This window comes from Paenibacillus hebaui, assembly GCF_051934385.1.
Taxonomy (GTDB): Bacteria; Bacillota; Bacilli; order Paenibacillales; family Paenibacillaceae; genus Paenibacillus.
The window spans coordinates 1,163,245-1,188,316 of record NZ_CP196836.1; the positions used below are offsets into that span (position 1 = coordinate 1,163,245).

General features: G+C 44.8%; 19 protein-coding genes, 1 pseudogene and 2 CRISPR repeat arrays. Of the genes and pseudogenes, 14 read left to right on the forward strand and 6 right to left on the reverse strand.

The window, feature by feature from the left end:
• The first annotated feature begins 263 nt into the window (after window positions 1-263).
• Window positions 264-2,600: a rhamnogalacturonan lyase gene (locus tag ACR32F_RS05190; protein WP_440119692.1), complete on the forward strand. Its 2,337-nt coding sequence runs from the start codon at window positions 264-266 to the stop codon at window positions 2,598-2,600.
• A 201-nt stretch (window positions 2,601-2,801) separates the two neighbouring features.
• Here the strand turns inward: ACR32F_RS05190 and ACR32F_RS05195 are convergent, their stop codons facing one another.
• Window positions 2,802-3,428, reverse strand: coding sequence for a histidine phosphatase family protein (locus ACR32F_RS05195; RefSeq protein WP_440116804.1), 627 nt, complete (start codon window positions 3,426-3,428; stop codon window positions 2,802-2,804).
• Between the two features lie 180 nt (window positions 3,429-3,608).
• On the opposite strand from ACR32F_RS05195, the pseudogene ACR32F_RS05200 reads away from it, so the two are divergent.
• Together ACR32F_RS05200 and ACR32F_RS05205 are read left to right on the forward strand one after the other, a co-directional pair.
• Window positions 3,609-4,621, forward strand: a pseudogene (locus tag ACR32F_RS05200) (AraC family transcriptional regulator).
• A 191-nt stretch (window positions 4,622-4,812) separates the two neighbouring features.
• On the forward strand, window positions 4,813-6,318 hold the full coding sequence (locus tag ACR32F_RS05205; RefSeq protein ID WP_440116806.1) for an alpha-glucosidase/alpha-galactosidase: 1,506 nt from the start codon (window positions 4,813-4,815) through the stop codon (window positions 6,316-6,318).
• Between the two features lie 48 nt (window positions 6,319-6,366).
• On the opposite strand, the gene ACR32F_RS05210 is transcribed toward ACR32F_RS05205, so the two are convergent.
• Window positions 6,367-6,771 carry a hypothetical protein gene (locus ACR32F_RS05210; RefSeq protein ID WP_440116808.1) on the reverse strand — a complete coding sequence of 135 codons (405 nt, stop codon included), beginning with the start codon at window positions 6,769-6,771 and terminating at the stop codon, window positions 6,367-6,369.
• Window positions 6,772-7,078: 307 nt separating this feature from the next.
• Here ACR32F_RS05210 and ACR32F_RS05215 point away from each other — a divergent pair, with 307 nt between their 5' ends.
• The 6 genes from ACR32F_RS05215 to ACR32F_RS05240 all read left to right on the forward strand — a co-directional run bounded on the left by ACR32F_RS05215 (window position 7,079) and on the right by ACR32F_RS05240 (window position 11,148).
• A complete protein-coding gene (locus tag ACR32F_RS05215) occupies window positions 7,079-7,438 on the forward strand; it encodes a PadR family transcriptional regulator (protein ID WP_440116810.1) in 360 nt (119 codons plus the stop codon).
• Window positions 7,435-8,130 carry a permease prefix domain 1-containing protein gene (locus tag ACR32F_RS05220; RefSeq protein ID WP_440116812.1) on the forward strand — a complete coding sequence of 232 codons (696 nt, stop codon included), beginning with the start codon at window positions 7,435-7,437 and terminating at the stop codon, window positions 8,128-8,130. The genes ACR32F_RS05215 and ACR32F_RS05220 overlap by 4 nt, the downstream gene beginning before the upstream one ends.
• Window positions 8,127-8,684, forward strand: coding sequence for a DUF4825 domain-containing protein (locus ACR32F_RS05225; protein WP_440116814.1), 558 nt, complete (start codon window positions 8,127-8,129; stop codon window positions 8,682-8,684). Before ACR32F_RS05220 ends, ACR32F_RS05225 begins: the two co-directional genes overlap by 4 nt.
• A gap of 132 nt (window positions 8,685-8,816) precedes the next feature.
• Window positions 8,817-9,587: an amino acid ABC transporter substrate-binding protein gene (locus ACR32F_RS05230; protein ID WP_036672520.1), complete on the forward strand. Its 771-nt coding sequence runs from the start codon at window positions 8,817-8,819 to the stop codon at window positions 9,585-9,587.
• 112 nt (window positions 9,588-9,699) lie between these two features.
• Window positions 9,700-10,359 (forward strand): amino acid ABC transporter permease, encoded by a 660-nt coding sequence (locus ACR32F_RS05235; protein ID WP_440116817.1) that lies wholly within the window; start codon window positions 9,700-9,702, stop codon window positions 10,357-10,359.
• A gap of 33 nt (window positions 10,360-10,392) precedes the next feature.
• A complete protein-coding gene (locus tag ACR32F_RS05240) occupies window positions 10,393-11,148 on the forward strand; it encodes an amino acid ABC transporter ATP-binding protein (RefSeq protein WP_440116819.1) in 756 nt (251 codons plus the stop codon).
• 217 nt (window positions 11,149-11,365) lie between these two features.
• Window positions 11,366-13,643: direct repeats of the CRISPR family, unit length 33 nt; unit sequence GTCGCACTCCGTATGGAGTGCGTGGATTGAAAT.
• Window positions 13,644-13,812: 169 nt separating this feature from the next.
• Here ACR32F_RS05240 and ACR32F_RS05245 read toward each other — a convergent pair.
• Window positions 13,813-14,367 carry a hypothetical protein gene (locus ACR32F_RS05245; protein WP_440116821.1) on the reverse strand — a complete coding sequence of 185 codons (555 nt, stop codon included), beginning with the start codon at window positions 14,365-14,367 and terminating at the stop codon, window positions 13,813-13,815.
• A gap of 204 nt (window positions 14,368-14,571) precedes the next feature.
• Here ACR32F_RS05245 and ACR32F_RS05250 point away from each other — a divergent pair, with 204 nt between their 5' ends.
• A complete protein-coding gene (locus tag ACR32F_RS05250) occupies window positions 14,572-14,913 on the forward strand; it encodes a DUF4190 domain-containing protein (protein ID WP_440116823.1) in 342 nt (113 codons plus the stop codon).
• 126 nt (window positions 14,914-15,039) lie between these two features.
• On the opposite strand, the gene ACR32F_RS05255 is transcribed toward ACR32F_RS05250, so the two are convergent.
• On the reverse strand, window positions 15,040-17,226 hold the full coding sequence (locus tag ACR32F_RS05255) for a YhgE/Pip family protein (protein WP_440119693.1): 2,187 nt from the start codon (window positions 17,224-17,226) through the stop codon (window positions 15,040-15,042).
• A gap of 79 nt (window positions 17,227-17,305) precedes the next feature.
• Entirely contained in the window at window positions 17,306-17,884 is a 579-nt protein-coding gene (locus tag ACR32F_RS05260; protein ID WP_440116825.1) for a TetR/AcrR family transcriptional regulator, read from the reverse strand.
• Window positions 17,885-18,263: 379 nt separating this feature from the next.
• A CRISPR array of direct repeats spans window positions 18,264-19,109; the repeat unit is 33 nt; unit sequence GTCGCACTCCGTATGGAGTGCGTGGATTGAAAT.
• 274 nt (window positions 19,110-19,383) lie between these two features.
• Between ACR32F_RS05260 and ACR32F_RS05265 the strand changes: the two genes are divergently transcribed.
• Together ACR32F_RS05265 and ACR32F_RS05270 are read left to right on the forward strand one after the other, a co-directional pair.
• On the forward strand, window positions 19,384-20,067 hold the full coding sequence (locus ACR32F_RS05265) for a hypothetical protein (RefSeq protein ID WP_440116827.1): 684 nt from the start codon (window positions 19,384-19,386) through the stop codon (window positions 20,065-20,067).
• A 367-nt stretch (window positions 20,068-20,434) separates the two neighbouring features.
• Window positions 20,435-20,686: a hypothetical protein gene (locus ACR32F_RS05270; protein ID WP_440116829.1), complete on the forward strand. Its 252-nt coding sequence runs from the start codon at window positions 20,435-20,437 to the stop codon at window positions 20,684-20,686.
• A 262-nt stretch (window positions 20,687-20,948) separates the two neighbouring features.
• Here the strand turns inward: ACR32F_RS05270 and ACR32F_RS05275 are convergent, their stop codons facing one another.
• Window positions 20,949-21,158 (reverse strand): helix-turn-helix domain-containing protein, encoded by a 210-nt coding sequence (locus ACR32F_RS05275; RefSeq protein ID WP_285078029.1) that lies wholly within the window; start codon window positions 21,156-21,158, stop codon window positions 20,949-20,951.
• A 355-nt stretch (window positions 21,159-21,513) separates the two neighbouring features.
• Between ACR32F_RS05275 and ACR32F_RS05280 the strand changes: the two genes are divergently transcribed.
• Window positions 21,514-21,864: a hypothetical protein gene (locus tag ACR32F_RS05280; protein WP_440116831.1), complete on the forward strand. Its 351-nt coding sequence runs from the start codon at window positions 21,514-21,516 to the stop codon at window positions 21,862-21,864.
• 692 nt (window positions 21,865-22,556) lie between these two features.
• Complete coding sequence (gene cas3, locus ACR32F_RS05285) at window positions 22,557-24,998, forward strand: CRISPR-associated helicase Cas3' (RefSeq protein ID WP_440116833.1); 2,442 nt, start codon at window positions 22,557-22,559, stop codon at window positions 24,996-24,998.
• The last annotated feature ends 74 nt before the right edge of the window (window positions 24,999-25,072 follow it).

The following is a 25,072-nucleotide window of genomic DNA, read 5'->3' on the forward strand; positions in this document are numbered from 1 at the left end:
TGTCTATAATAATACCCGATGGGCAGGATGAAACTGCTCAGCCTGAAGAAGAGGTGGAAGGGGGACGGAGTCAAGGCGTTCCATCGGAGGTGGATCATTCTTTTTTATTTTGTAAGCGCATTCAGTCGGATTTGAAGGATATGAACCTATTAGCGTCACCTATTCTGTCTCAAGGAGCGTGAAGGTGGATGAACTCAGAAACAGCAGCGCCGGTACATAAGGGATCGGCTTCAGGTATGCAATCCGGTCGCAGGAAGGCGCGTATGCCACTTGCAGCCAAGGTGCTGTCATCGGCACTCAGCGTGGCTTTGCTCATTGGGGGAACAGCAGGTGCGAGCGGAGCAGAAGCTTCGAATGGGAATGGAGCAACGGAGGCCAGTTTGCAATCACATAAGGGGGGCAGTCACTTGAAAGAGATTCAATTGGAATATCTCGATCGTGGTCTGGTGGCTGCTTCGACATCCGAAGGGGTTTTTCTAAGTTGGAGATTGCTTGGGGACGAGGCCACAGGGTACAGCGACAAAGGGCTGACAGGTACTGACTTCAACGTGTACCGTGATGGCAAGAAGATTGCTACAGTCACGGACAGCACCAACTATGTGGATACATCAGGCCAATCGTCGTCCCGTTATGAAGTGGCAGCGGTGAACAAGAAGGGCAAGGAGAGCAAACGCAGTGCATCCGTCAAACCGTGGGCGAACGGCTATGTGGATATTCCACTGCAAAAACCCGCCGATGGCGTGACGCCTGCGGGAGAAGCTTATACGTATTCTGCCAATGACATGAGTGTTGGGGATGTGGACGGGGATGGACAATATGAGTTTTTCGTCAAATGGGACCCTTCCAACGCCAAGGACGTATCGCAAAAAGGATATACCGGTAAAACCTACATTGATGCTTACACCCTGGACGGACAATTGCTGTACCGAATCGATCTCGGGGTCAATATCCGTGCGGGTGCCCATTATACACAGATGCTGGTTTATGATTTTGACGGGGATGGCAAGGCCGAGATGATGTTCAAGACTGCACCAGGTACGAAGATTATTCAGTATAACAAAAAAGGAAAAGTGACTTCCGAGAAGTACATCACCCTTCCAAAGCAGGATCGCAAAGCCGGATATTCCAACGAAGATGATTACCGCTTAAGTGCTGAAGGTTACTACAATCACGTAGTGGATATGTTCAGGAATTGGCATAAGCATGAAGAGGTTGTGAAGGGGAACTGGCCTGCGACATTGGAAGAGGCTTTTGGAATCGAGAAAAAATATAACTACCCCTTATCTCAGCAGGATGCCGAGAGCCTGGCCGACTACTTCATCGATGTGTACGCGGTACAACGGAGCAACCGAAATGAGCTGCGCAAGTTCGAAGGTTTCATTGTGGATGGACCTGAGTATGTTACGGTATTTGAAGGCAAATCAGGTAAAGAGTTGGAGACCATTCCGTATGAACCCGAGCGTCATGATGACGGTCTGATGTGGGGCGATTATGCCATGGCCCGGATCGAACCGGGGAATCGAGTGGACCGTTTTCTGGCGGGAGTTGCCTATCTGGATGGTAAGAAACCGTCTGCAATCTTTGCACGCGGATATTACACCCGTTCTACGATGGTCGCCTACAACTGGGATGGCAAGAAGCTGAAACGGGAATGGAAAGTGGACAGTGGCTGGACACCGATGAAGAATCCGTTCAATGACGGGCCGCACGGTAGGGATGGCACAGATCCGCAGTATGGTTCCATTACAACTCAGGGTGCGCACTATTTCAGTGTGGCGGATGTGGATGGAGATGGCAAACAGGAGATTATCTATGGTTCCGCTACGATTGATCATGACGGCAGTGTGCTGTATAGCTCAACAGACCTGATGCCCGCCGAGAGTGCTGCACCGGGAACGATTGCCCGTCTGGGGCATGGGGACGCACTTCATGTAGCGGATATCGACCCGGATCGTCCAGGACTGGAGATCTTCATGGTGCATGAAGGCGGTCCGTGGGCTCCATATGGATATTCCTTGCGAGATGCAAAGACAGGGAAAATCATCTATGGCGGGTATACGGGCAAAGATACCGGACGCGGCATGGTGGGTGATGTCGATCCGACTCGTCGTGGGCTGGAGACATGGGCTGTGGGATTGTGGACAGCGAGCGGTGAGAAAATCAGTGATCAGATGCCTGGAACGAATATGAATATCCGTTGGGCTGCCGACATGACTACCCAGATCGTAGACGGTGCCATCGATGTCACGCCTACGATCAAGGATTGGAATCGGGGTACGCTGCTGACCGCAACCGGAACGTTGACCAACAATTATACCAAAGGCACACCTTCTCTCGTAGCGGATATCTTCGGGGATTGGCGTGAAGAGATGCTGGTGAGAACCGAGGACAGCTCAGCGATCCGTATCTACCTGAGTACCGAGAAGACGGACCGCAAGCTGTACACGCTGATGCATGATGCGATGTATCGTGTCGGCATTGCCGGACAGAACAGTGGATACAACCAGCCTTCCTATCCGTCCTTCTACATGGCATCGGATATTGACTGGTCAAAAGTAACGCTGCCGAAGTTCTATACGCCAGGTAAGGGCGGAAAGTAAGCTGACCGGATGAGCAGTAGCAACACAACATAACAACGGATCAGCCTGTAATGTAAAGCAGCGTTGTCAGTTTTAAGAGTTGGCATCGAAGCTCAGAAGCTCTGGAATCCCAATGTGTCTCGGCACATGGAGGTTTCAGAGCTTTTTGCACATTAGGATCTGCGGATAGAGCTTGGCGTGTTCCCAGCGATCCATGTTACGTCATTCTTTTTCATAGTTGGAGTCTAGATGCTCAGTAGATGCGAACGCTTTAATAGTGTAATTTCCTTGATCATGGATCAATGTGGTGATGGAACACTCGGGGATAAGTTGGTTCTGCATAGCTATAAAATCGGAATGCCAGACGTTAAGCTCGTGCTCGGTAAAGGTTTGCACCAGAAAATCAGTAATGAGTCCACCATGTGCGACCACAATAATGTTACTGTTCTCCGGCTCTTCATTAGTCAATTCGGTTAGGAGGGAGGCCAGACGTTCACCAGCCTGTTTTGCCGAGTCACCCACGGGTGGGACGTAATCTGGATCAGATGTACATCGATCCCACATCGCAATGAATTCTTCGAATGACTGATCCGGGCAATCGCCCCAATTGGCGCGTTCCCGCAGGCGGGGATCTTCGGTTATATGGAAATGGGTGTGGCGGGCAATCATGATTGCGGTTTCTTGGGCTCGTTGAAGTGGGCTGGTCAGGATTTTAGTAACGGGAAAGGCGGCTCTGGCAAAATGAAGTGCTGTGGCTTCGGCTTGTAAAGCCCCTTCGGAAGTGAGGGAGACGTCACCGATTCGTCGTTCTTTGAGACCGTGTCTCACCAGATGAAAGGTGGTACTCATGATTGGAAACCTCCTTAATATAGACAGTTATATAACATAATTAGATAATGTACTAATTATATATTTATCTAATTTAATAATGCAAATATGATTTTAACTAAGACAGTTTATATCCAACCTACAGAATTGCTACAATGGAGAAAAGTGAGGATCGATCGTTGTAGGAATGGAGGTATGGACATGAGCATCTCGAAGCCATGGACAGGAAGCCTGTATCAGGAGGCATTACGAACAGAGGACTGCGGGCCGCGTTTCTACGCGTACTATTACAAGCAATGGGACAACTACCGTATGTCCTATCACAATCATGATTCGACGGAGATCATGTACATTATTTCGGGAATGTGCCGGGTAGATGTGCAGATGCCGGATGGGAGTTCGGAGCAAGCCATTTTGAAAAAAGGACAGTTCATTAGCTCGACGCAGATGTCCCGCACCGTTTGCTAGTGGAAGACGGTGTCCCTTGCCGGATGCTCAATGTGGAGTTTGGATTCTCAGGCTCGCACCCCGGACAGCTATCCATCCGTCAGCTCGCGCTGGAAGAGGAAGAAGTCCATACTTTATTGGCTAATGCTTCGCCATATCTGGTACTGCCTGACCCGGAAGAGGTGTATCACATTATGAAAAGTCTGGTGCTGGAACTCGATCAGCGTGGTCTGCTGGAGCAAGGACGATCGACTATGCCGATGAGGATCATTCCACCAGAGGAAAGGTCACATCATCGCGAAGCCCGGAATCTGTCGTCCCCGGAACAGGGAATGCTGGTGCGTACACTGTTCGTCCAGTTGCTGGTTCGTGTTGCACGTCTGCGCGGAGAAATTAGCCGGAGTGCGCCAGATCAGACGGAGCTGTATGTAAAACGAACCATTGAATTCATGCATCACAATATGGATCGCAACATTCAGATGAAGGATATCGCGGCAGCCGTCAATCTGCATCCGGGCTATTTACATCGCATTTTTCGTCAGCACACGCAGCGGACACCTACCGACTACCTGACGATGCTTCGAATAGAGAAGGCCAAGATGCTGCTTCAGCAGACAAATATCCCGATTTCGGAAATCTCTGACTATGTTGGAGTAGGCAGTCGTCAGTATTTTCATATGTTGTTCAAAAAATATACAGGCCGTACGCCGGTTGAATTTCGCTCCTTGATGGAACGACATGTCAGTCAGTACCCGCCGGATGAATGAGTCGAATGCTTTTTAATATAATCGAATACTGGGTTATTGGATTAGGTGTGAAAAAAGTTAGGATTTTTGACAACTCCCTCTCGAAGAGGTCATGATTTTGATAACGCTTCCCCTTTTGCCGTTGGTACAATGATTTCATGAAGAGAGTCATTAACCGAAGCGAAAGATTCGGATTAGGGGAGGACATAGGTATGTCGTTTAAAGTAGCATTTATCGGGGCAGGAAGTATCGGATTTACACGGGGGTTGCTACGGGATTTGCTCACGGTATCTGAGTTTAACAACATCGAAATTGCATTCTGCGATATTAACCAGCACAATCTGGACATGGTGACTGAGCTATGTCAGCGGGATATCCGTGAGAATGGATTGAATATTCAGATTCAGCCGACGACGGATCGTAAAGAAGCGTTGAAAGATGCGAAGTACGTACTGTGTACGATTCGTGTCGGGGGACTGGAAGCATTTGCAACCGATGTGGATATTCCACTGAAATATGGGGTAGATCAATGTGTCGGCGATACGCTGTGTGCAGGCGGCATTATGTATGGACAACGCGGAATCGCCGAGATGCTGGACATCTGTAAAGATATTCGGGAACAGAGTGCACCGGACGTGCTGCTCCTGAACTACTCCAATCCGATGGCGATGCTGACATGGGCCTGCAACAAGTACGGTGGTGTGCGGACGATCGGACTGTGTCATGGCGTACAGCATGGTCATCATCAGATTGCGGAAGCTTTTGGATTGAAAAAGAGTGAAGTGGATATTATCTGTGCAGGCATCAACCATCAGACCTGGTATATTCAGGCGTCTCATGAAGGTAAAGACCTTACAGGTGATCTGCTCGAAGCCTTCGAGAAACATCCGGAGTACAGCTGTACCGAGAAAGTGCGGATCGATATGCTGCGCCGCTTCGGATACTACAGTACGGAATCGAATGGTCACCTGAGTGAATATGTGCCGTGGTACCGCAAACGTCCGGAAGAGATCAACGAATGGATCGACCTGGGCAACTGGATCAACGGAGAGACGGGTGGGTATTTGCGGGTGTGTACCGAGGGGCGCAACTGGTTTGAGACTGATTTTCCAAACTGGATGAAGGATGAACCGATGCAATTTATTCCGGAAAAACGGGGCGAGGAGCACGGTTCGTACATTATTGAAGGGCTGGAGACAGGACGTGTCTATCGTGGGCATTTCAATACCGTTAATCATGGGGTAATCTCCAACCTGCCGAATGATGCGATTATTGAAGCACCGGGATATGTGGATCGCAATGGTATTTCCATGCCGCATGTAGGCGATATGCCACTTGGCCCGGCTGCCGTATGTAATGTGAGTATTTCCGTGCAACGCCTCGCGGTTGAAGCAGCGGTGAACGGAGACGACAAGTTACTTCGTCAGGCGTTCATGATGGACCCGCTCGTGGGTGCCGTATGTAATCCGAAAGAGATCTGGCAAATGGTAGACGAGATGCTGGTTGCCCAGGCACAGTGGTTGCCACAGTACGGAGATGCAATTGCTGCCGCAGAAGCGAGACTTGCTGCTGGCAATCTTATTCCGACGAAGGAATATGAAGGTGCTGCACGTCTCAAGGTGAAAACCGTTGAAGAGATGCAGCAGGATCGCGATGCTGCCAACAAAAATGCGGGAGAGTCCGATAAAGGAAAAGATCGCGAAAAAGTGCAGCAATAGATAAAAATGCGTAACGGCCTCTCCAAAATGGAGGGGCCCTGTTTGTTTTTATTTATTTTCGACACCACGGATCACAAAGGCAAAAGAGGTGTCACCCAAGGAAACCTGCGAATTTTGAGGGGAAGTCCAGCGGGCAAAGGCTCCATAATAATGAGTACCTTTTTCCTGAGCTAACTGAAATGAACCTTCTCGCAATGAGATGGGACGTGCCTCCCCATTCACATATTCGACAAGAGTGAACTCGTCAGGCGGTACATTTGACCCCAGATGAATAGATATATTCTCGCCTACCAACACGGAGACAGGTAATTGACCTTCCAGCAGTTCCATATCACCTGCATAGTCGGCACACATACTTTCCCAGCAATAGTTGCCCTGTATAGCAGGAATAGGAGCGCCACTTTCAGTCTGTATCACTGGTGTAGGCAGTCCCTGATTTTGTTTTAATTCCATGTTGGTTTCCTTTGCATTAGATGTTGAGGGTGAGGCAGTTTTGTTTGCACCATTACTTGGAGTAGGATTACAGCCGGATAATATCAGCATAGTTGAAAGACATACCAATGTGGTCAATGTTCTTATCGTATTGAAGAATTTTATTTTATCCACTTCCCTAATGTTTTCCAGACGAAATACAAGAGAGATTGTTGCTAATGTTGCTCAATGCGATGCATATTTACCATGTGATACATATTACCTTTACAGACATAGTAATATGTCTTATAGTATACGCAGGACGGAAGAAAGTCGGTGAAACTCGCAGATGGATGTGCAAGTGATTAACAGTGATCTGATTCGGGGTAATATTGACCCCATCATTCTGAGTGTACTTATGCCCGCAGATAACTATGGCTACAGCATTATTAAGGAGATCTATCGTAAGAGCGGAGAGCAGTTTGAATTGAAGGAACCTACGCTTTATTCCAGTTTGAAGAGGCTGGAGAAGAGTGCTTATGTGGAGCCCTACTGGGGGGAAGAGACGCAGGGAGGACGACGCAAATATTACCGAATTACAGCGCAGGGTCTCGAAGCCTATAGAGAGCAGGTTCAAGCTTGGCAGGCAGCCAAGGCACTGATTGATTGCATGATTGTCACTGGAGAAAAAGGAGATGAAGACCTATGAGATTGGAAGCTCGCATCACCCGTCATGTGAATCGTTTGTTCGCTCACGCACAAGATACATTAGATAACCGAGAATTAAAAGAAGAGATTCACAGCAATCTCGCTGCGCGGATTGACGATTATATCTCGCAAGGGATGAGTGAAGAGAAGGCGTTCCAGACCGCCATTCAGCATATCGCTGGTATGGATGAAGTGATGAGTGACCATCGAAGGGTACAACGTGTTCCTTACTGGACAGCGTTGTTGCAGTCTGCTCTGATTTATAGCCTCATAGCCTGGATCATTACCATTCCAATGAGAGTGCTGATGCAAGGCTCCGCCATAAACAATCTGCTTATGATCGTGAGTCTCATTGTTGGTGGCACGTATGTATTGTATCTGTTGATCAACAAGACGAACGATCCAGCAACTTCCGTGAAAACCACGGTTATTCGAATCCCTGCCTTAGTGCAGTGGAATCGCAGAATATGGTGGTTGTGGGCGGCATTAATAATCGTACTATGGGGAACGCAGGCAGCGTTGCGATTCGGAAGCAACATCTGGTTTAATCGACCCATTCAGGTGGATGGACCCTACCAGTTTGCTGTGATCGTCATCGCCTTTGCCATCCCATTACTAAGCGTTTTTATTCCTTTGGTAGTGCATCGGGCGTATCGGATCGTTAGTAAGTATGAAGTGAGTGATGCGTTATGAGAATTAGAAACATATGGATTATAACACTTGTTGTGTTGGGCATCATTGGCTTAGTGATTGTTGAGGGTTTCGTTAATCCGAGGATCGAGGCGAAACAGGCTCGGTACGAGGAAGAGCAGCAGAATCCGCTGACGCATGATTTTGCCGCTTTAGCCAAATATCGGAGTCCCTACATGGGTAATAATTCAAACCTTAGTCATCTGAATCAGGCTTTACCTTTACGTGAAAGATTGAATGGTTACCAGCTGTACCCGGAGACGTTCATGGTCCAAGTGAATTATAGCTTGGATACGCGTGAGATGGATGCAGAGGAACTTGAGCGGATACTCGTATATAATGCGGTTGCGAACTTTGTTATGATCGATAATCTTGAGCAGATCGTCTACCAGTTTGAGAATACCAGCCATACCTTACGTCGTGAATCTGCCCAACAATGGACAGGTACGGAATTAAAAGAACTTCAGAACCCGGAGCTATGGAATTCGACTGTACGCGAGAAGCTGGTAGAACCGGCACAAGTGAAAGAGGCTTTTTCACAGATTGTTGACAATTAAGCTGCATGAAATAGAAGGAAATAGGCAAGAGACTCGACTCTTCTCCCATGCTATGTTATTATAAATCTCTGATAACGTGGTAACGAACTAAAGCGTTTGGGTTTTGGTTATAGACATGGAGGGGTTCGAGAGATGAGAAAAAAAGCGATTCTACTATTATTCATCAGTATATGTGTATTGATTGTGGCTGGTTGTTCCAGTTCCGCAAGCAAAGACGATAACACGATTGTTGTAGGAATTGATGACAAGTTTGCTCCAATGGGCTTCCGGGACGAGCAGAATGAAATTGTAGGTTTTGATATTGATTACGCAAGAGCTGCAGCGGAGAAAATGGGTAAAGAAATCACATTCCAGCCGATCGACTGGTCTTCCAAAGAATCAGAGCTGAACAGTGGCCGGATCGACATGATCTGGAACGGGTACACCATTACGGATGAGCGCAAAGAGAAAGTGCTCTTCACGAAGCCGTATCTGGAAAACAGTCAGGTAGCCATTACCTTGGCAGACTCGCCAATCACGAAGTTGGATGAACTCGACGGCAAAAATGTGGGATTGCAGGCACTGTCCTCAGCGGCAGATGCACTGGCAGCAAGTCCTCTGAAGGATAAAGTGAAGGCTTCCGAATTCAAGGATAACGTGCTTGCACTGACGGATCTGAAGACGAAACGTCTGGACGCGGTTATTATTGATGAAGTGGTCGCGAGATATTACATGTCCAAGGAAGAGGGAACATTCAAACTGCTGGATGAATCTCTGGCACCGGAACAATATGGCATTGGTATCAAAAAAGGAAATGAAGAGCTTTTGAATCAGCTGCAAAAAGCGCTTGATGAGCTGAATGCAGACGGAACGGCGGCTAAAATCTCCACCCAATGGTTGGGTGAAGATAAGGTTCTGAAATAGACAGGTTACACACCTGATATATAGTTTGAAACAAAACGGACCCCGTATTCCATGCTGGAGCGATTCATGCCCCAGAGGAATGCGGGGTTAACAGATTAGAGGAGACAAAATAATGAGTTGGGATTATCTATCGACCATTTTAAAACCAATGCTAGAGGGTGCGCAGACCACCATTTTCATGTTCTTGCTCGCGATCGTGTTATCCGTGCCGCTTGGATTTGCGGTCACGCTGGCGATGAGAAGCCAGATTAAACCGCTGGCGTGGATTGCTCATACGTATGTATATGTAATGCGAGGGACACCGCTGCTGCTCCAAATTCTATTCTTCTGCTTCGGTCTCCCGTTGCTTCCGGTGATTGGGGAATACCTGGTGTTTGATCGCTTTGTTGCGGCGGGGATTGCGTTTATCCTGAACTATGCGGCGTACTTCGCTGAAATCTTCAGGGGCGGGCTGCTTTCCATTGATAAGGGACAACATGAGGCGGCGAAGGTACTTGGACTCACGAAGTGGCAGACGATGACCAAAGTCATCATTCCTCAGATGGTTCGTGTGGTATTACCCGCAACGGCCAATGAGTCCATTACGCTCATCAAGGATACGGCACTTCTTTATGCCGTGGCTGTACCTGAGCTGTTGTACTACGCCCAAGCGGCCGTGAATCGGGACTTGCAGTTGATCCCTTTCTTCGTGGCAGCGGTTATGTATCTGCTCATGACACTCGTGCTCACGTTGCTGTTCAAGCTACTTGAGAAGCGGTTTTCATTTGAATAAATTAAATCTGATTAATCAAAGGACTGTCTGCATATGACACATATTATAGAAGTGAATCAATTGAGAAAATCATTCGGTACACTTGATGTACTGAAACAGGTATCCTTTAACGTGGAACCAGGCGAGGTAATTGCTGTAATCGGGCCTTCGGGTTCGGGGAAAAGTACAATGCTGCGCAGCCTGATTCATCTGGAGGATATTTCGGGCGGAACGATTCGCATTCAGAATCAGACGCTGGCGGACAATGGTCGTTATGCTGGTGCCGCGGATATTCGCAAGATTACGGATCGCATGGGTATGGTGTTCCAGCATTTCAACCTGTTCCCGCATCTGACCGTACAAGCTAATCTGGAACTCGCACCGAAGACTTTGAAAAAAGAAAGCTCAAGTGTCATTCGGTACCGTAGTCTGGAATTACTCGGCAAAGTAGGGCTGTCGGACAAGGCCGATGTCTATCCGGCCAATCTGTCCGGTGGACAGAAACAGCGTGTTGCCATCGCTCGGGCACTGATGATGCAGCCGGACATTCTCCTGTTCGATGAGCCGACGTCGGCACTCGATCCGGAGCTGACCGGTGAAGTATTGCGCGTAATCAAGCAGCTGGCACAGGAAAACATGACGATGATGATCGTCACGCATGAGATGAGCTTCGCCCGTGACGTTGCGGATCGTGTATTCTTCATGGATAACGGCGAAATTGCAGAGGCGGGTCCACCAGAACAGATCTTCGGCAATCCGAAACTTGCGCGTACCCGGACATTTTTGCAGCGTGTGGAAGTAGAAGGTTGAACGTAGATGTAGGCAGGTGCGAATGCCAAGCTCACATGAAATCCCTGGGGGATTCGCACCTCAGAATTTGTCGAAAGGGTCATTTTTGTTCCCTTTTGGCAATAAATACTTGAATATTCTGGATGTTGTATATTAAAATGAATACAATAATTAGCTTGATAAACGAAAACACGTAATAAGTATATTTCCATATGCTGCTGTTACGTGTTTTTTCGCTGTCGCACTCCGTATGGAGTGCGTGGATTGAAATCAATTATGAGTGCGGTGGAAAATAGAACTGTTAAAGTCGCACTCCGTATGGAGTGCGTGGATTGAAATAGCTGCGCAGACAAGGAACGAAGCATTTTCTTCACGTCGCACTCCGTATGGAGTGCGTGGATTGAAATTGCGATTTCTAGTAATTCCTCTGGTGTGTAATCCGGTCGCACTCCGTATGGAGTGCGTGGATTGAAATGTGTAGCGATATATAATAAACTCATCCGAAATTGTTGTCGCACTCCGTATGGAGTGCGTGGATTGAAATTTTACAAAACTAATTAGCCTAGCCATAAAAATTGGTCGCACTCCGTATGGAGTGCGTGGATTGAAATTTACTAATAACGAAGTTGTTAAAAAATCAACATCAGTCGCACTCCGTATGGAGTGCGTGGATTGAAATAGCAGAGATCGGGAGGGAAGCCGGAACTGTAGAAGTGTCGCACTCCGTATGGAGTGCGTGGATTGAAATAACTTCTTGGACTAAGACAAAACACTTAGTCTACCGTCGCACTCCGTATGGAGTGCGTGGATTGAAATCGATCTCACACCTTTAACCAATTTACCAGCAATTCGTCGCACTCCGTATGGAGTGCGTGGATTGAAATTCATCTGCAACGATCATAACTTCTCTACACGGTTGGGTCGCACTCCGTATGGAGTGCGTGGATTGAAATATCAATTTTGACCCAATTCCCTCTCGCTGGCGTGTGTCGCACTCCGTATGGAGTGCGTGGATTGAAATAGCAGCTTGATAGCCCGACCGATTAGTTTATCCCAGTCGCACTCCGTATGGAGTGCGTGGATTGAAATGATGAACATATCCAATAAAATTTCGTCACTGCCGGGTCGCACTCCGTATGGAGTGCGTGGATTGAAATTTCACAAAGCTGAAACGATTGCTTGAGATGGAGTCGCACTCCGTATGGAGTGCGTGGATTGAAATTACGTAATCAAAAATACGAAGATGGATGCCATCCTGGTCGCACTCCGTATGGAGTGCGTGGATTGAAATACGACATGGGGGCCTTTAACTGTTGATGGATATCGTCGCACTCCGTATGGAGTGCGTGGATTGAAATTTATTTGGGAGGGATACGAATGTCAGGGAGACTAGTCGCACTCCGTATGGAGTGCGTGGATTGAAATACAACGTAGTCAATGCCAGTTAGTTCGCGGATCGTAGTCGCACTCCGTATGGAGTGCGTGGATTGAAATATCCACATCCGAGAAAAAGTTTAGTTGAATGATTTGTCGCACTCCGTATGGAGTGCGTGGATTGAAATAATCCATCAAACTGTTGAGCCAGATTTTTGTATTGAGTCGCACTCCGTATGGAGTGCGTGGATTGAAATACGAAATACCCGGTTAAAGGGGTATCCGAAATCATTGTCGCACTCCGTATGGAGTGCGTGGATTGAAATCGTATCCGATGCCGATATCGATCGGGGCTTGCAGGTCGCACTCCGTATGGAGTGCGTGGATTGAAATCGTCATCTAACGCGGCTACTAGCGCCTTGAGCCAGCGTCGCACTCCGTATGGAGTGCGTGGATTGAAATCCAGCGGGAACCGGATTTATAGAATCTTTTAACCGTCGCACTCCGTATGGAGTGCGTGGATTGAAATACCAATAACTGCTCTTGCTGCGCCAACCATGCCTCCCGTCGCACTCCGTATGGAGTGCGTGGATTGAAATCGGACCGTCAGTAACCCGCGCATAATCTCCGACTTGTCGCACTCCGTATGGAGTGCGTGGATTGAAATATCTATATCGCTCCCAAATGTTTTAGTCTTGAATCGTCGCACTCCGTATGGAGTGCGTGGATTGAAATTGACAACGGCTTACGGGTGTAGTGAAGATACGGGAGTCGCACTCCGTATGGAGTGCGTGGATTGAAATCTCCCCAGGTAGGTTAACTGTCGCCCAATGCGTTAGTCGCACTCCGTATGGAGTGCGTGGATTGAAATAGTTGACGTGATCTTTAACGCTAAATACGCAGCATGTCGCACTCCGTATGGAGTGCGTGGATTGAAATTTATCCGTGTTCACCATCGTGATATGCGCCAGTGCGTCGCACTCCGTATGGAGTGCGTGGATTGAAATAACATCAAATGTATATCAGTACGTCCAGTATGTCGTCGCACTCCGTATGGAGTGCGTGGATAGAAATCGGTAGCAACCGGACATTGCGGAACGTATCTCGGCGTCGCACTCCGTTTGGAATGTGTGGATTGAAATAATGAGGGAGACTTTTTTGCATCGTAAGAGGACAAAGTATTCAGTTGGGATGCTTGTCCAGGGGATTAACGAGTTGTGAGTTAGGAGGAAAAAATGGAATCGGATTACAGAATGGATGTAAATCCCAATCCACTGACTATTCATCTTTGAGAAGGTGTGGTCATTTGAATCAGGACACATACCCGTCAAACAGCCACACGCCATCCGCTGAACGTACAAAAGAGAACTCATACGCAATATTCCCCTCGGAACCCTCGGTGTTGATCAGTTGGGCGATGAACAGCATGAAATGTTCTGAATCTTTTTGGTTATAACCCCTGAACTCGAATTCATCCCAATGGATTCCTTTAAGAAAAGCAACTTCATAGGAAGGGGATTCTCCATGTGTAATCGTGAGCGTGTCGCCGGATTTGGGTATCTGTACGCTGGAAGTGGATACGGACTCAATATAAGCAAGATCCCCAGACTCCATGGCAGCCATCAGCCTGAATGTCAGGTTGAGGGTTTCCCGCAGATTATTCCGCATCTCCTCACTATGCGCATTCTCCTGAAGCTGTGTGATCTGTTCCTGAAGTTGGGCGTTCTCCTCATGCAGTTCTTGGATAGTCTGAATATCTTCCATATCGCGCACGATCGGCTTCAAAGTCTCGACAGACGTATCTGTTTCTGTGCATCCTGCCATTATACAGCTTGCTGTTAAAAGTAAGGTCGCAAATTTATACATTATACCCCTCCTTATCCTTAAAATAGAATATTATGCTAACAATGATTCGTCATGTTACAGCTCATCTTAAAGGAGCATCTTACGGATTTCTTTATGGACGTCATGAAATAAACGAGCTTAAATCTGAGATTAACATAAAATGGAACATAATTCCCCTCATAATCGATTATAATGATAATACTTAATAAACAGGGAGGATTTACCTTGGAACATCGCGAAAATGATGTGGATCGTTATTATAACGACACATTGCCACCACCGCCTTATGTAGTACCAAAGACCAATAGCAAGTCGATTGTATCACTAGTTTTGGGGATTCTGTCCGTCACCATTCCTTACGTGGGAATTTTAATCGGAATCGTCGCGATTATATTTGCATCTTTAGCCTTCAAAGAGATCAGAATTCGCATGGAGCAAGGGAAAGGGTTAGCGATTGCTGGTCTAGTTTGTGGAATCATCGGTACAGCGATATATGTATTACTTATTGCGTTAGTGCTATTGTTTACTTTCGCTGTCTCAAGCTCTGATATGTACTCTACATACTAGGAATATAAAGTTAGCAAACTTAGATGTATCTTAAACTAAAAAAGCAAAGGCATACCTGCCAACACCTCCTGTTGTCCAGAAGAGTGTGGAGCTTAGGTACACGCCTTTGCTTTTTATTTTACTATTTTATAGGTGAAGTGCGACTTCACTGCTTACGTTTTCGTTCTCTGTGGTGCGGTGCATCAGGAAATACGTTAAGGTTCCTCCCAAGCCAATCACTGCAAAGATGCACAGAATTCCGATCTGATCCCAGGTTACACCGAACTGACCACTTGATATAACGGCTTTATACCCGGTTACCGAATAGGTCATGGGCAGCCATGGATTAAACACTTTCAACCAATTCGGAATAAGTTCCAACGGGAATGTCCCGGCACTGGTTGTCAGTTGGAAGATTAACATGAGAATCGCCAGGAAGCGTCCGGGATTCTCTAGCCAAGTAACCAAAGCCTGAATGATGTACATAAAGCTCAAACTGGTAACAAAGCTGAACAAGAGGAATAACGGAATGCTTTGAACCTTCAGACCCAAGACAGACAACACGAGCCAGGAAGCGAGCAGGGACTGAACAGCACTCATAATCGTAAAAGCCAGTGTTCTGCTCACAAAACGATTCCAGCTACTCGCATCGGTAACCGTACTGCCGCGTGTGGGTACAACTAGCGTTGCAATCAATGCGCCGACAAACAGCCCGAGTGACAGGAAGTATGGCGAGAATCCTGTACCATAGTTAGGTACCTCATTATATTTATGCTCATCGACCTGAACAGGCTCTGCATACATCTTCACAAGTTCATCCGTCTTTTTCACACTGCCCGTTTCATCGGCCGCTTCATTAAGCTTGGTGGCAAGTTCACCAGAGCCGTCGGTTAACTTGGCAGTGCCTTCTTGTAAGGTTCCTGCACCATCATCCAGCTTGCGGGAACCATCGGCAATGGTTGTGATCCCATCTGCAAGCTGGTTCATGCCAGAAGCCAGTTGACCTACGCCAGTATTTAGCTGACTCGAACCTTCTGCAAGTTTGGCTCCTCCAGCTGCTGCTTCGGCCAACTTGGAGTTGAATTGTTGCAGGCCCGTTGCAAGCTGCTCATGTCCGGTCGACAATTGTGTTGCTCCTTGTAAAAGCTGCTGTTCACCCTGCACTAGCTGACTGCTGCCTTGATGCAGTTGCTGTTGTGCAGCCTGTAGGTTTTTGCTGCCTTCCACTAATTGCTGTCCGCCTTGATAGACCTGCTCGCTGCCAGCAGCAACGGCCTGACTTGCTGCGAGCAATTGCTGGACAGCAGGGCTCTCGGCAAGCTCAGGACTCGCTTCGGCTAATTGAGCAAGACCTTGCGCAACGGCCTTTGCACCTTCACTTACTTTGCTGCTACCTTCCACTGAGGTTTGCAATCCGGCTACCAGCTTCGCGCTTCCTTGTTTGGAAGCCGCCAGTCCAGCATCCAACTTAGCCGCGCCTTCTTGAGCGGATTGAATGCCTGCCTGTAACTGTTTGCCACCCGCTTCAGCCTGCAATGCACCGTTACCCAGCTTCGTGCCTGCTGCCACCAATTGGGACAATCCATCCGACAGGGAGCTGGCTCCTGCATGAAGCGTACCGATTCCTTGTGCCAAGGTAGCTGTGCCCTCTTTTAACGGTGCCACACCTGTTTCCAGTTTGTCGGTTCCATCTGCCAGTTTGGACAGGTTCTTTTTCAATGTAGAAGCACCGTCATCCAGCTTGGTTGCGCCCTCGTTGATCTTGCCAGCACCAGCTCCGGCATCCGATAAACCGCTGGAGATCTTCTCCACCTGATCCAGTAACGTTTCCGTATAGGATTCAGTTACTTTGGCGGAGACCTTGGATTTGATCTGTTTGACCGCAGTCCCACCAATCTGACCCGCGAGGAAGTTGTATCCTTCATTGGGCTCATAGATCAGCTCAGCTGGTTGCGGGTGATCATCCATCAGGGTTGTGGCTTTTGCTGAAAAATCCTCTGGGATCACGATGGTCATGTAATACGTGTCGTCTTCCATGCCTTGCTCTGCTTGTTCCCGTGTCACGAATTGCCAGTCGAAATCGTTATTTTTTTTCAATTCATCGACCAGATTCTGACCGACTTCTAGCGATTTGTCGTTGTAGGTTGCTCCCTGATCTGTGTTGACCACGGCCACAGGTAATTCATTCATTTTGCCGTACGGGTCCCAGAATGCATTGAGGAACAGACCGCTATACAGCACCGGAATGAACAGCACAACGAGAATCGGAATAAATACTTTGGGTTTCTTAAAGGCGGACTTCAAATCTTGCCCAAATACAGTTAATGATTTCATCATGTTCTCTCCCCATTATCACGCTACTCCGTTATCTATCTATCTCTAATTTTAAAAGGATTCAGCCGCACATCTTCCTCTATGTTGGGGATAATCCACTCTTGAGAAAGAGGCCTGCGAAAGCCTTAATCTGATCCTTGTGTAGCGTAGGATGCGCTTTGTTCCAATCCGAGGTTAACGTGACATAGAGTTTCAGCAGGACAAAAGACACCAGCTTAGGATCATCCTCTCGAATCTGCTGCAATTCCATTGCTCGCTGAACCTGACGCTCCAGATATTCGAGAATTGCTGTCTCTACTTTCTGTAGACCTTCTTTGGCCTGTGGTGTGCCGAACTCGTTCACTTCCTGGAACAGTTTGATTAACAGCTCATGCTCCTCCCTATACTCCAGCAGAGAGTCCATGCTAAGGTGTACGTTGTCCAGAAACGAATTCTCTTCCTTCACCGTTTGTTCCGTAATTTGTTTCATATCGGTAATGATCGAGTGGAGAATCTCGTCGAACAGTTCTTCCTTGTTTTCGAAAAAAGTATAAATTGTTCCCTTGCCTACATTGGCAAGTCGGGCAACCTGCTCCATGGTTGTTGCTTTATAGCCAAACAGCGCGAACGATTTCTCCGCCGAGTCAATGACCTGTTGCCTTCGATCAATGGTTCTCATGGTATATGCACCTCCTTGTTGTCTGAATGAGTAAAAGGTGTATCTGGGATTGACCGAATTACACATCCAGTCAATTGGTCGTTTATAACTGTAGCACTTAAACAGGGAAAGTGGATGTGATCTTCGTCATGGTGTGGATGGGGGATGAAGAAGGTTATTAGAGGAATCCGGGTATGTGACTCAGGCAGGTGCGAATGTGATGCTCACATGAAAACCCTGGTGGATTCGCACCTCAGATGTTGTCGAAAAGGGGTATTTTATTGCCTTTTGGCATAACGTAGACAGGAATAGATTGAATTATGATATAGAAAGTCATAGAATAATAGTGAAAAAACGTATTTGTGGTAGATAAAATTGTTAAGATACGTGTTTTTTCGCTGTCGCACTCCGTATGGAGTGCGTGGATTGAAATCGCTATGGGTGCTATGTCTGCTTTTTCGTCTTCTTGGTCGCACTCCGTATGGAGTGCGTGGATTGAAATGATCTATGTATATACATAGATAAATGCCCAAATAAGTCGCACTCCGTATGGAGTGCGTGGATTGAAATTGAAAAGCATTTGGGGCAAAGTTCCACGGATTCAAGTCGCACTCCGTATGGAGTGCGTGGATTGAAATGAGGTCACAATCTGAAGCTGCCCACACAATCTGGTGTCGCACTCCGTATGGAGTGCGTGGATTGAAATTATCACCCCTGTTAGATCCGGCAATAGAGTTTCTGTCGCACTCCGTATGGAGTGCGTGGATTGAAATACCGATAACCATACGTTTGTGATCTAGGATCTTCGTCGCACTCCGTATGGAGTGCGTGGATTGAAATTTCGTCCTCCCCACCCGCGCTAATCGTAGTGTTACGTCGCACTCCGTATGGAGTGCGTGGATTGAAATAAAATAAGCAACGAAAGGCATGGTGTCGATTCGAGGTCGCACTCCGTATGGAGTGCGTGGATTGAAATATCTGCCCAATGGTGACAGCTCTGACCGTCAGAACGTCGCACTCCGTATGGAGTGCGTGGATTGAAATATGTCGGTAGCAGGAACCGCCGTGACTCCCGACGTCGCACTCCGTATGGAGTGCGTGGATTGAAATTGGACGAATCTGGGACGTGTAGAGGGCGTTTGATAGTCGCACTCCGTATGGAGTGCGTGGATTGAAATGGCTATGAAATCAACGAATCCATTAAATCAGTGGAGTCGCACTTCGTATGGAGTGCGTGGATTGAAATCCGACTCAGGGGTATAGGTAGTGCGGAAGATCAATGTCGCACTCGTATGGAATGCAGATCGAATCCCAAAAAAGTCTTACCTTTATTATGCTAAGCATGAATAAGTGGGTAAGACTTTTTCATTTCAGAGAATTAAAAAATTAGATAATAATTCCTAAAACTGAAATGTCGTATTAAATGCAGCTTATTTTAAGTTGTTTTGTTAAACAATGGTTTGACCTATGGTAGAAAAATCAATATAATGTTATTAATTGTAAAAAAAAGGAGAGAGGGTATGTCGAGGTATTATGATGGATACGGATTAGACTCGACTGTGACACTACTCAGAATGGCTTATAGCTTGAATAACTGGAGTGAAATAATTAGACTAGGCGAAACGTTATATGAGGAGTCCATTAGAATTTATAATTTAAATATGTTACTTGGAGATACACACATCGTAGAAATACATACAGATCGTGTGCTTGTTTATTATATGGGTTATGCTCTGTTGATGCAGGGAATAGCTTATCAAAAGTTATTGGAGTTTGGTAAGGCAAGGGAATGTATTGAAAGTTATGGCGAATTTAAATGGTTAAGAATCACAGATGAAGAATCGATAGATGAAGTTAAATATTATGCAGAGATCTCTAAAGTTAATTTGATGGTATTGGATTTATTGGAAGGCAAAACAGAGGTTTTAGATGAATATTTATCATTTATACTGCAAAGTAAGGACGAGTTGATTTCTGGGCTCTTAACGCTACTTGAAGCCAATCGGTTAAGCGGATTACCTATAAAAAAATTAGAAAGTATATTTGAAGAAAATATACAGGTCATTGACTGGAAGAACATTTCAGATATAGATGCCTCATATTATCTAAAATTCAGCTACGAACTGGCGATGTATTATGGACGGATTGGAAGAAATGCCCAGGCTGTAAGCGTATTATTAAATTGTACTGTAAGTCATACTTAATAAAATTATATGTTGGGCTAGGTTGGATAAGAGCCTCTATAATGGGAATAAATGACGTAGCCGCGTTGCATTTTACCTTGTAGGTTTGACGATAAAAAAATGATGTTTCTTGATTAGCTGTCCCAGTCTTGGAGGGGTGGCTTTTTTGTCCAAGCAAGACCAATAATGATTATTCTCAACTAAATCTGAGTAAACATCTAATGATATGCCGTTGCACTTCGTATGGAGTATGTGGATTGATAATGCGGACGGTGCCGGAGCCAGCACGTAGATTGAACTGGTCAGACTTTATAGTACATAGATTGAGCGGAAATTGGAAAATATGCAAGGGGGGGGGGGACTGTATACGTTTAAATTGGAGGACACAATGGATATACCTGAACGTGGTACCGTGCTTATATGCAGTGCTATAGGTTTAGAGTTCCAATTATATTCCTTGAAAAAATTAGTGGGTTCAACAATTCTGGTACATAGTATAGATGGACCATCTATTGAGTGCGAAGTGATAGATGTGAGCTTGTCTTTTTCGATTACTGAACGCCCGATTGTGGGGATTAATATCAGAGGAAAATTGAACCTTAATAGAATTAAGAGAGGCTCTTTTATTCAAAAGTTATAAAAAATGATGATATATGTTCTAAATCGGGATAATATGAATTACCGTTATTCAAAAAGTAATTATGGGAACTTGTGTAGCATGAACATCAAATTATCTTATTGGAAAGGAGCATCGGTTGTGATTTTAAATATCGTAGATCAAAGTGAAATGTAGGCAAGTTTCTCTCTATAAAATAAATCCGCAAAAACAAAACTCCCTTTTTCAAATTCACTAAAAAAGTATAGTCTCTCGCATCGTATAGATTGGAGATATCCACTTAAATTTACTCCTCTATAAATTCAACAACTTCTTCAATACGACATTGTAGGTCTTCGCAAATACGAGCAATCACACTTAGCGCAACAAACTCTCCATTAGACATTTTGGCTAGAGTAGAAGGTGAAATACCTAGTTGAGTACGCAGGTAAGTTTTAGTCTTGTCCTTTTTAATTAGGGTTATCTCCATTGGTTTATAGCTAGGTTTTAATGCCATCATTAACCTCCAAGAAAAAGTGTATATATACGTGTATTTTATTGAATATGGACTATAAATACAAGATGTCGTACTTTTTGTATAAATTATTATTGAATAAAAATTTAACTTGTTGTACTATATGTATAATAAATCGAACTTTTAGTTCGTTAAAAAGCATTTTATTTATTTTTGTAATATGGAGGCGATATCTCAGAATGAAGGATTACTATGCATGAAAAAAGATTTTTGATTTAAGTAGATATATTAGAAAATTGTGAGGCTGTGCGGAACAAACATCTAATTATACTAATCTAGTAAGTTACAGAAATATGAGATTTTGATAATGATCTAATGAAAAGAGGTGTTCCTGAGTATGTCAGATCGTATTGAATTAGCTTCTGTAGTGATAGGTTCTTTTGATGACGTTCAGGATTTTTATATTTACCAAGGATATGTTATGAATGAGAGTTATATCTTTTTCCTTGACGAAGGTACGCTATGGCTGCGGCATGTACACAAAGTTGCTCACGTAGATCACTTATATATTAATGGAGATACCGGAGGAATAATTCTCGCTGAGCACCCCCAAGGAAATGTAAAAAAACTGATAGAGTCAATCGTGGATAGATTGTGCGGAATGGATGCTTTGACATTTCTCACGGATGTCTTATTGTGGACTCCAGAACGTGTTGATATGAACTTGAAGCTTGATCGTTTTCAATAAAAAAACTGATATTATATTATGATACGATGGTCCTAGTAGCATTATAGAATGAGATCAAATACATTGAATATTTTTTTGTTCTTTTGATGTTGAACTATGAAAATAAATTACTAAAGTAACAAAGATTAGACCTGTAAAAAGCGTTATTTAATGGTGCGAATGTTAAGCTCACATAAAATCTCTAGGAGATTCGCACCTCGAAAATTGTCGATTAAGCTATTATTGTCCCCTTTTGGCAACGTCATTCTTGAATTAACTGGATTATTTGTATTAAGATGAATTTATTATTATTTACTAAATGACAGACGTTAAAAGCATCTTTTTTGAAACGATTATACGTTATCTATTGCTGTCGGACTCTACATGAGTGCGTGGAATGAAATTAAAGGGACTCATGTGGTATTTTGAACAGGTATTAGTCGCACTCTTTACGGAGTATGTGATTAAAACTGCATTCATGTTGTACTCCTGTTGTACACGAAGTATGAATAAAAAACGTAGCCGTCAAGATCGAAGTTGCACTCTTTAAAAGGAGTGCATTTTTTTATTTTAATTATCAAAAAAGGAAGAAATATGTGGATTTTTAGCAGGTATTTCGAATAGATCTATAGAAGTTTGAAGATAGGAAATTATGCGGGTAGTTACATTTTTTGTGTGACATAAGAACTATATTGGTGATTGGGGGTAGATGGTTGAAATATATAGCTCATATACGAGAAAGTGATCTTGAAAATCAGTGGGTCGAAGCGCATTTACTTGGGGTACAAAAGTTATCTGAAACTTTCGGAAACAAACTGAAGATCCGTCATATTACTGGTCTTGCTGGTATGTTGCACGATATGGGTAAATTTACGACAGCTTTTTTGGAATATATTATTGAAGCAGTACATCATCCTGAGATTTCTCGAAAGGCTAAAAAAATCGATCATTCTACAGCAGGTGGCAGGCTACTGTATCATTTTTTTCACACAGGGAAAATTGAACGAGAAAAAGGGATGTTGGCTGAAATTGTAGGAAACGCAATTATTTCTCATCATTCTTATCTGCACGATTATATGGACCCTGATTTGAAGTCGCCGTATCTATACAGAGTCAGAGATAAGCAAGATGTTATCGATTTTGATAAAAGTGTACAACTATTTTTTGAATCTGTAATGAGCGAAGATGAGTTTCAACAATATGTGAATCAGGCAGTTAGTGAACTGATGCAGTTTTTAGATATTCCTTCTACGTTTACTAGAGAAAAGAAATGCATGTTTCTTACGAAGTTCGTATTTAGTGCATTGATTGATGCAGATCGCACAGATACCAGACGTTTTGAAGAAGGAATTACAGATGAAGATGAAAAGACGCCTTGTACTAAAAGACTTTTTCAAACCTATTATGATAGGTTGATGGCAGAGATCAATCATTTGGCCAACATGGGAAGAGAATCAAGATCAGATATTAATCAGCTAAGACAGGAAATGTCGGAACAATGCGACCAATTTGCGAGAAGATCGACTGGTATCTACACGTTGTCTATTCCTACTGGCGGAGGAAAAACGCTGGCGAGTCTCCGGTACGCTTTAAAGCACGCTCTTGATTCTGGAAAAAAACGCATTATCTATGTGTTGCCATACACAACAATTATAGAACAAAACGCAACAGAGGTACGAAGAATATTAGAGGATGATGCGCACATTTTGGAGCACCATTCAAATGTCATTGAGGACGACCAAGATGATGAGACAGATGAAACAGAAGAAGGAACTAAGAATGTCCGTCAGAAGTTGAAGCTTGCGAAGGATAATTGGGACTCACCGATTATTTTTACAACCATGGTACAGTTTTTGAACGTGATCTATGCCAAAGGTAGTAGAAATATCCGAAGAATGCACAATCTTTGTGAAGCTGTCATTATTTTTGACGAAGTGCAGAAAGTTCCTGTGTCTTGTGTTTCCCTATTTAATGAAGCTCTGAATTTTCTGAAAGACTATGGACAGTCCACTATGGTTTTATGTACGGCGACTCAACCCGCTTTGGACTTTGTCGAGCATCGTCTGCATATTAGCCCTGACGCGGAAATGATCCAAAACTTGAAGCAGGTCATTACCTCATTCAAAAGGGTTGAGATCAAGGATGAAGCCACACAGAAGTCCTATTCGAATGAGTCCTTGACGGATTTTATACAGGTGAAACTAGCTGACAAACGAAACATGATGGTTGTTTTAAACACTAAATCGGTGGTCAAGGATTTGTATCAGCGATTGAGCTCAACACTTGATATACCTGTTTACCATTTAAGTACATCAATGTGCGCTTCTCATCTTAAGGAGATTTTGGACGAGATTAGGGATCTTCTTGATAGGAAAGAAAGATTGGTTTGTGTAAGCACACCTCTAATAGAGGCAGGGGTAGATATCAGTTTTCAATGTGTCATCCGTTCTTTGTCCGGGCTGGATTCTATTGCGCAAGCGGCAGGAAGGTGCAACAGAAACGGCGAGGAAGAGATTCAGCAGGTTTACGTGATTGATCATGCACAAGAAGATCTGAAACATTTGCATGAGGTCAGGAAGGGAAAGGAAATCACGAAGCAGATGCTCATAGATATGCGTCTAGACTCCAATGCTCATGGTGGTCATCTTCTGTCGCTTCAAGCAATGCGTTTCTATTTTCAACGTTTCTATCTGGATGTAAGTACGTCGCTGAATTTTAACGTCGCTACATTAAATGTAACGATGACAGACTTATTGTTTGCAGGATATGAGAAAAACCGTTATTACCAGAGTTATTTTGAAAATATAAAGCAAAGTCCACCATTATTTCTCGTTAATAGTTATCGAACCGCTGCTGAGCATTTTCATGTTATTGAAAATAAAACTATTTCCGTAATTGTACCTTATGGGGAGGGCAAGAATATTATTGCCCAACTAAATGGTGCTGAACGCATTGAAGATTTCAGCAGATTGATGCGCGCAGCGCAACAGTATACCGTTAATCTTTTCCCCTATGAAATTAGGGAACTAGATGTTAACAAAGGTCTGGATATATGCCTGGATGGGCAAATGAAGGTTCTGAAAGACGGAGCTTACAACGAAGAATATGGGGTCGATCTGGAAAACGATAGCTGGACTGGAGGCTACTATTTTTAAAATAAGAAAAACCTACCTAGTATTTTCAGATAGGTTCTCACACCATACACTATATTTTTCAATCCACGCCCGTG

Coding starts and splice junctions, on each gene's coding strand:
- ACR32F_RS05195 (WP_440116804.1), bottom strand. CDS start 3,428: ATGAGTACCACCTTTCATCTGGTGAGACACGGTCTCAAAGAACGACGA.
- ACR32F_RS05255 (WP_440119693.1), bottom strand. CDS start 17,226: ATGAAATCATTAACTGTATTTGGGCAAGATTTGAAGTCCGCCTTTAAG.
- ACR32F_RS05220 (WP_440116812.1), top strand. CDS start 7,435: ATGAGATTGGAAGCTCGCATCACCCGTCATGTGAATCGTTTGTTCGCT.
- ACR32F_RS05240 (WP_440116819.1), top strand. CDS start 10,393: ATGACACATATTATAGAAGTGAATCAATTGAGAAAATCATTCGGTACA.
- ACR32F_RS05260 (WP_440116825.1), bottom strand. CDS start 17,884: ATGAGAACCATTGATCGAAGGCAACAGGTCATTGACTCGGCGGAGAAA.
- ACR32F_RS05235 (WP_440116817.1), top strand. CDS start 9,700: ATGAGTTGGGATTATCTATCGACCATTTTAAAACCAATGCTAGAGGGT.
- ACR32F_RS05230 (WP_036672520.1), top strand. CDS start 8,817: ATGAGAAAAAAAGCGATTCTACTATTATTCATCAGTATATGTGTATTG.
- ACR32F_RS05270 (WP_440116829.1), top strand. CDS start 20,435: ATGGATATACCTGAACGTGGTACCGTGCTTATATGCAGTGCTATAGGT.
- ACR32F_RS05205 (WP_440116806.1), top strand. CDS start 4,813: ATGTCGTTTAAAGTAGCATTTATCGGGGCAGGAAGTATCGGATTTACA.
- ACR32F_RS05280 (WP_440116831.1), top strand. CDS start 21,514: ATGTCAGATCGTATTGAATTAGCTTCTGTAGTGATAGGTTCTTTTGAT.
- ACR32F_RS05210 (WP_440116808.1), bottom strand. CDS start 6,771: ATGGAATTAAAACAAAATCAGGGACTGCCTACACCAGTGATACAGACT.
- ACR32F_RS05225 (WP_440116814.1), top strand. CDS start 8,127: ATGAGAATTAGAAACATATGGATTATAACACTTGTTGTGTTGGGCATC.
- ACR32F_RS05275 (WP_285078029.1), bottom strand. CDS start 21,158: ATGGCATTAAAACCTAGCTATAAACCAATGGAGATAACCCTAATTAAA.
- ACR32F_RS05190 (WP_440119692.1), top strand. CDS start 264: ATGCCACTTGCAGCCAAGGTGCTGTCATCGGCACTCAGCGTGGCTTTG.
- ACR32F_RS05265 (WP_440116827.1), top strand. CDS start 19,384: ATGTCGAGGTATTATGATGGATACGGATTAGACTCGACTGTGACACTA.
- ACR32F_RS05245 (WP_440116821.1), bottom strand. CDS start 14,367: ATGTATAAATTTGCGACCTTACTTTTAACAGCAAGCTGTATAATGGCA.
- ACR32F_RS05215 (WP_440116810.1), top strand. CDS start 7,079: ATGGATGTGCAAGTGATTAACAGTGATCTGATTCGGGGTAATATTGAC.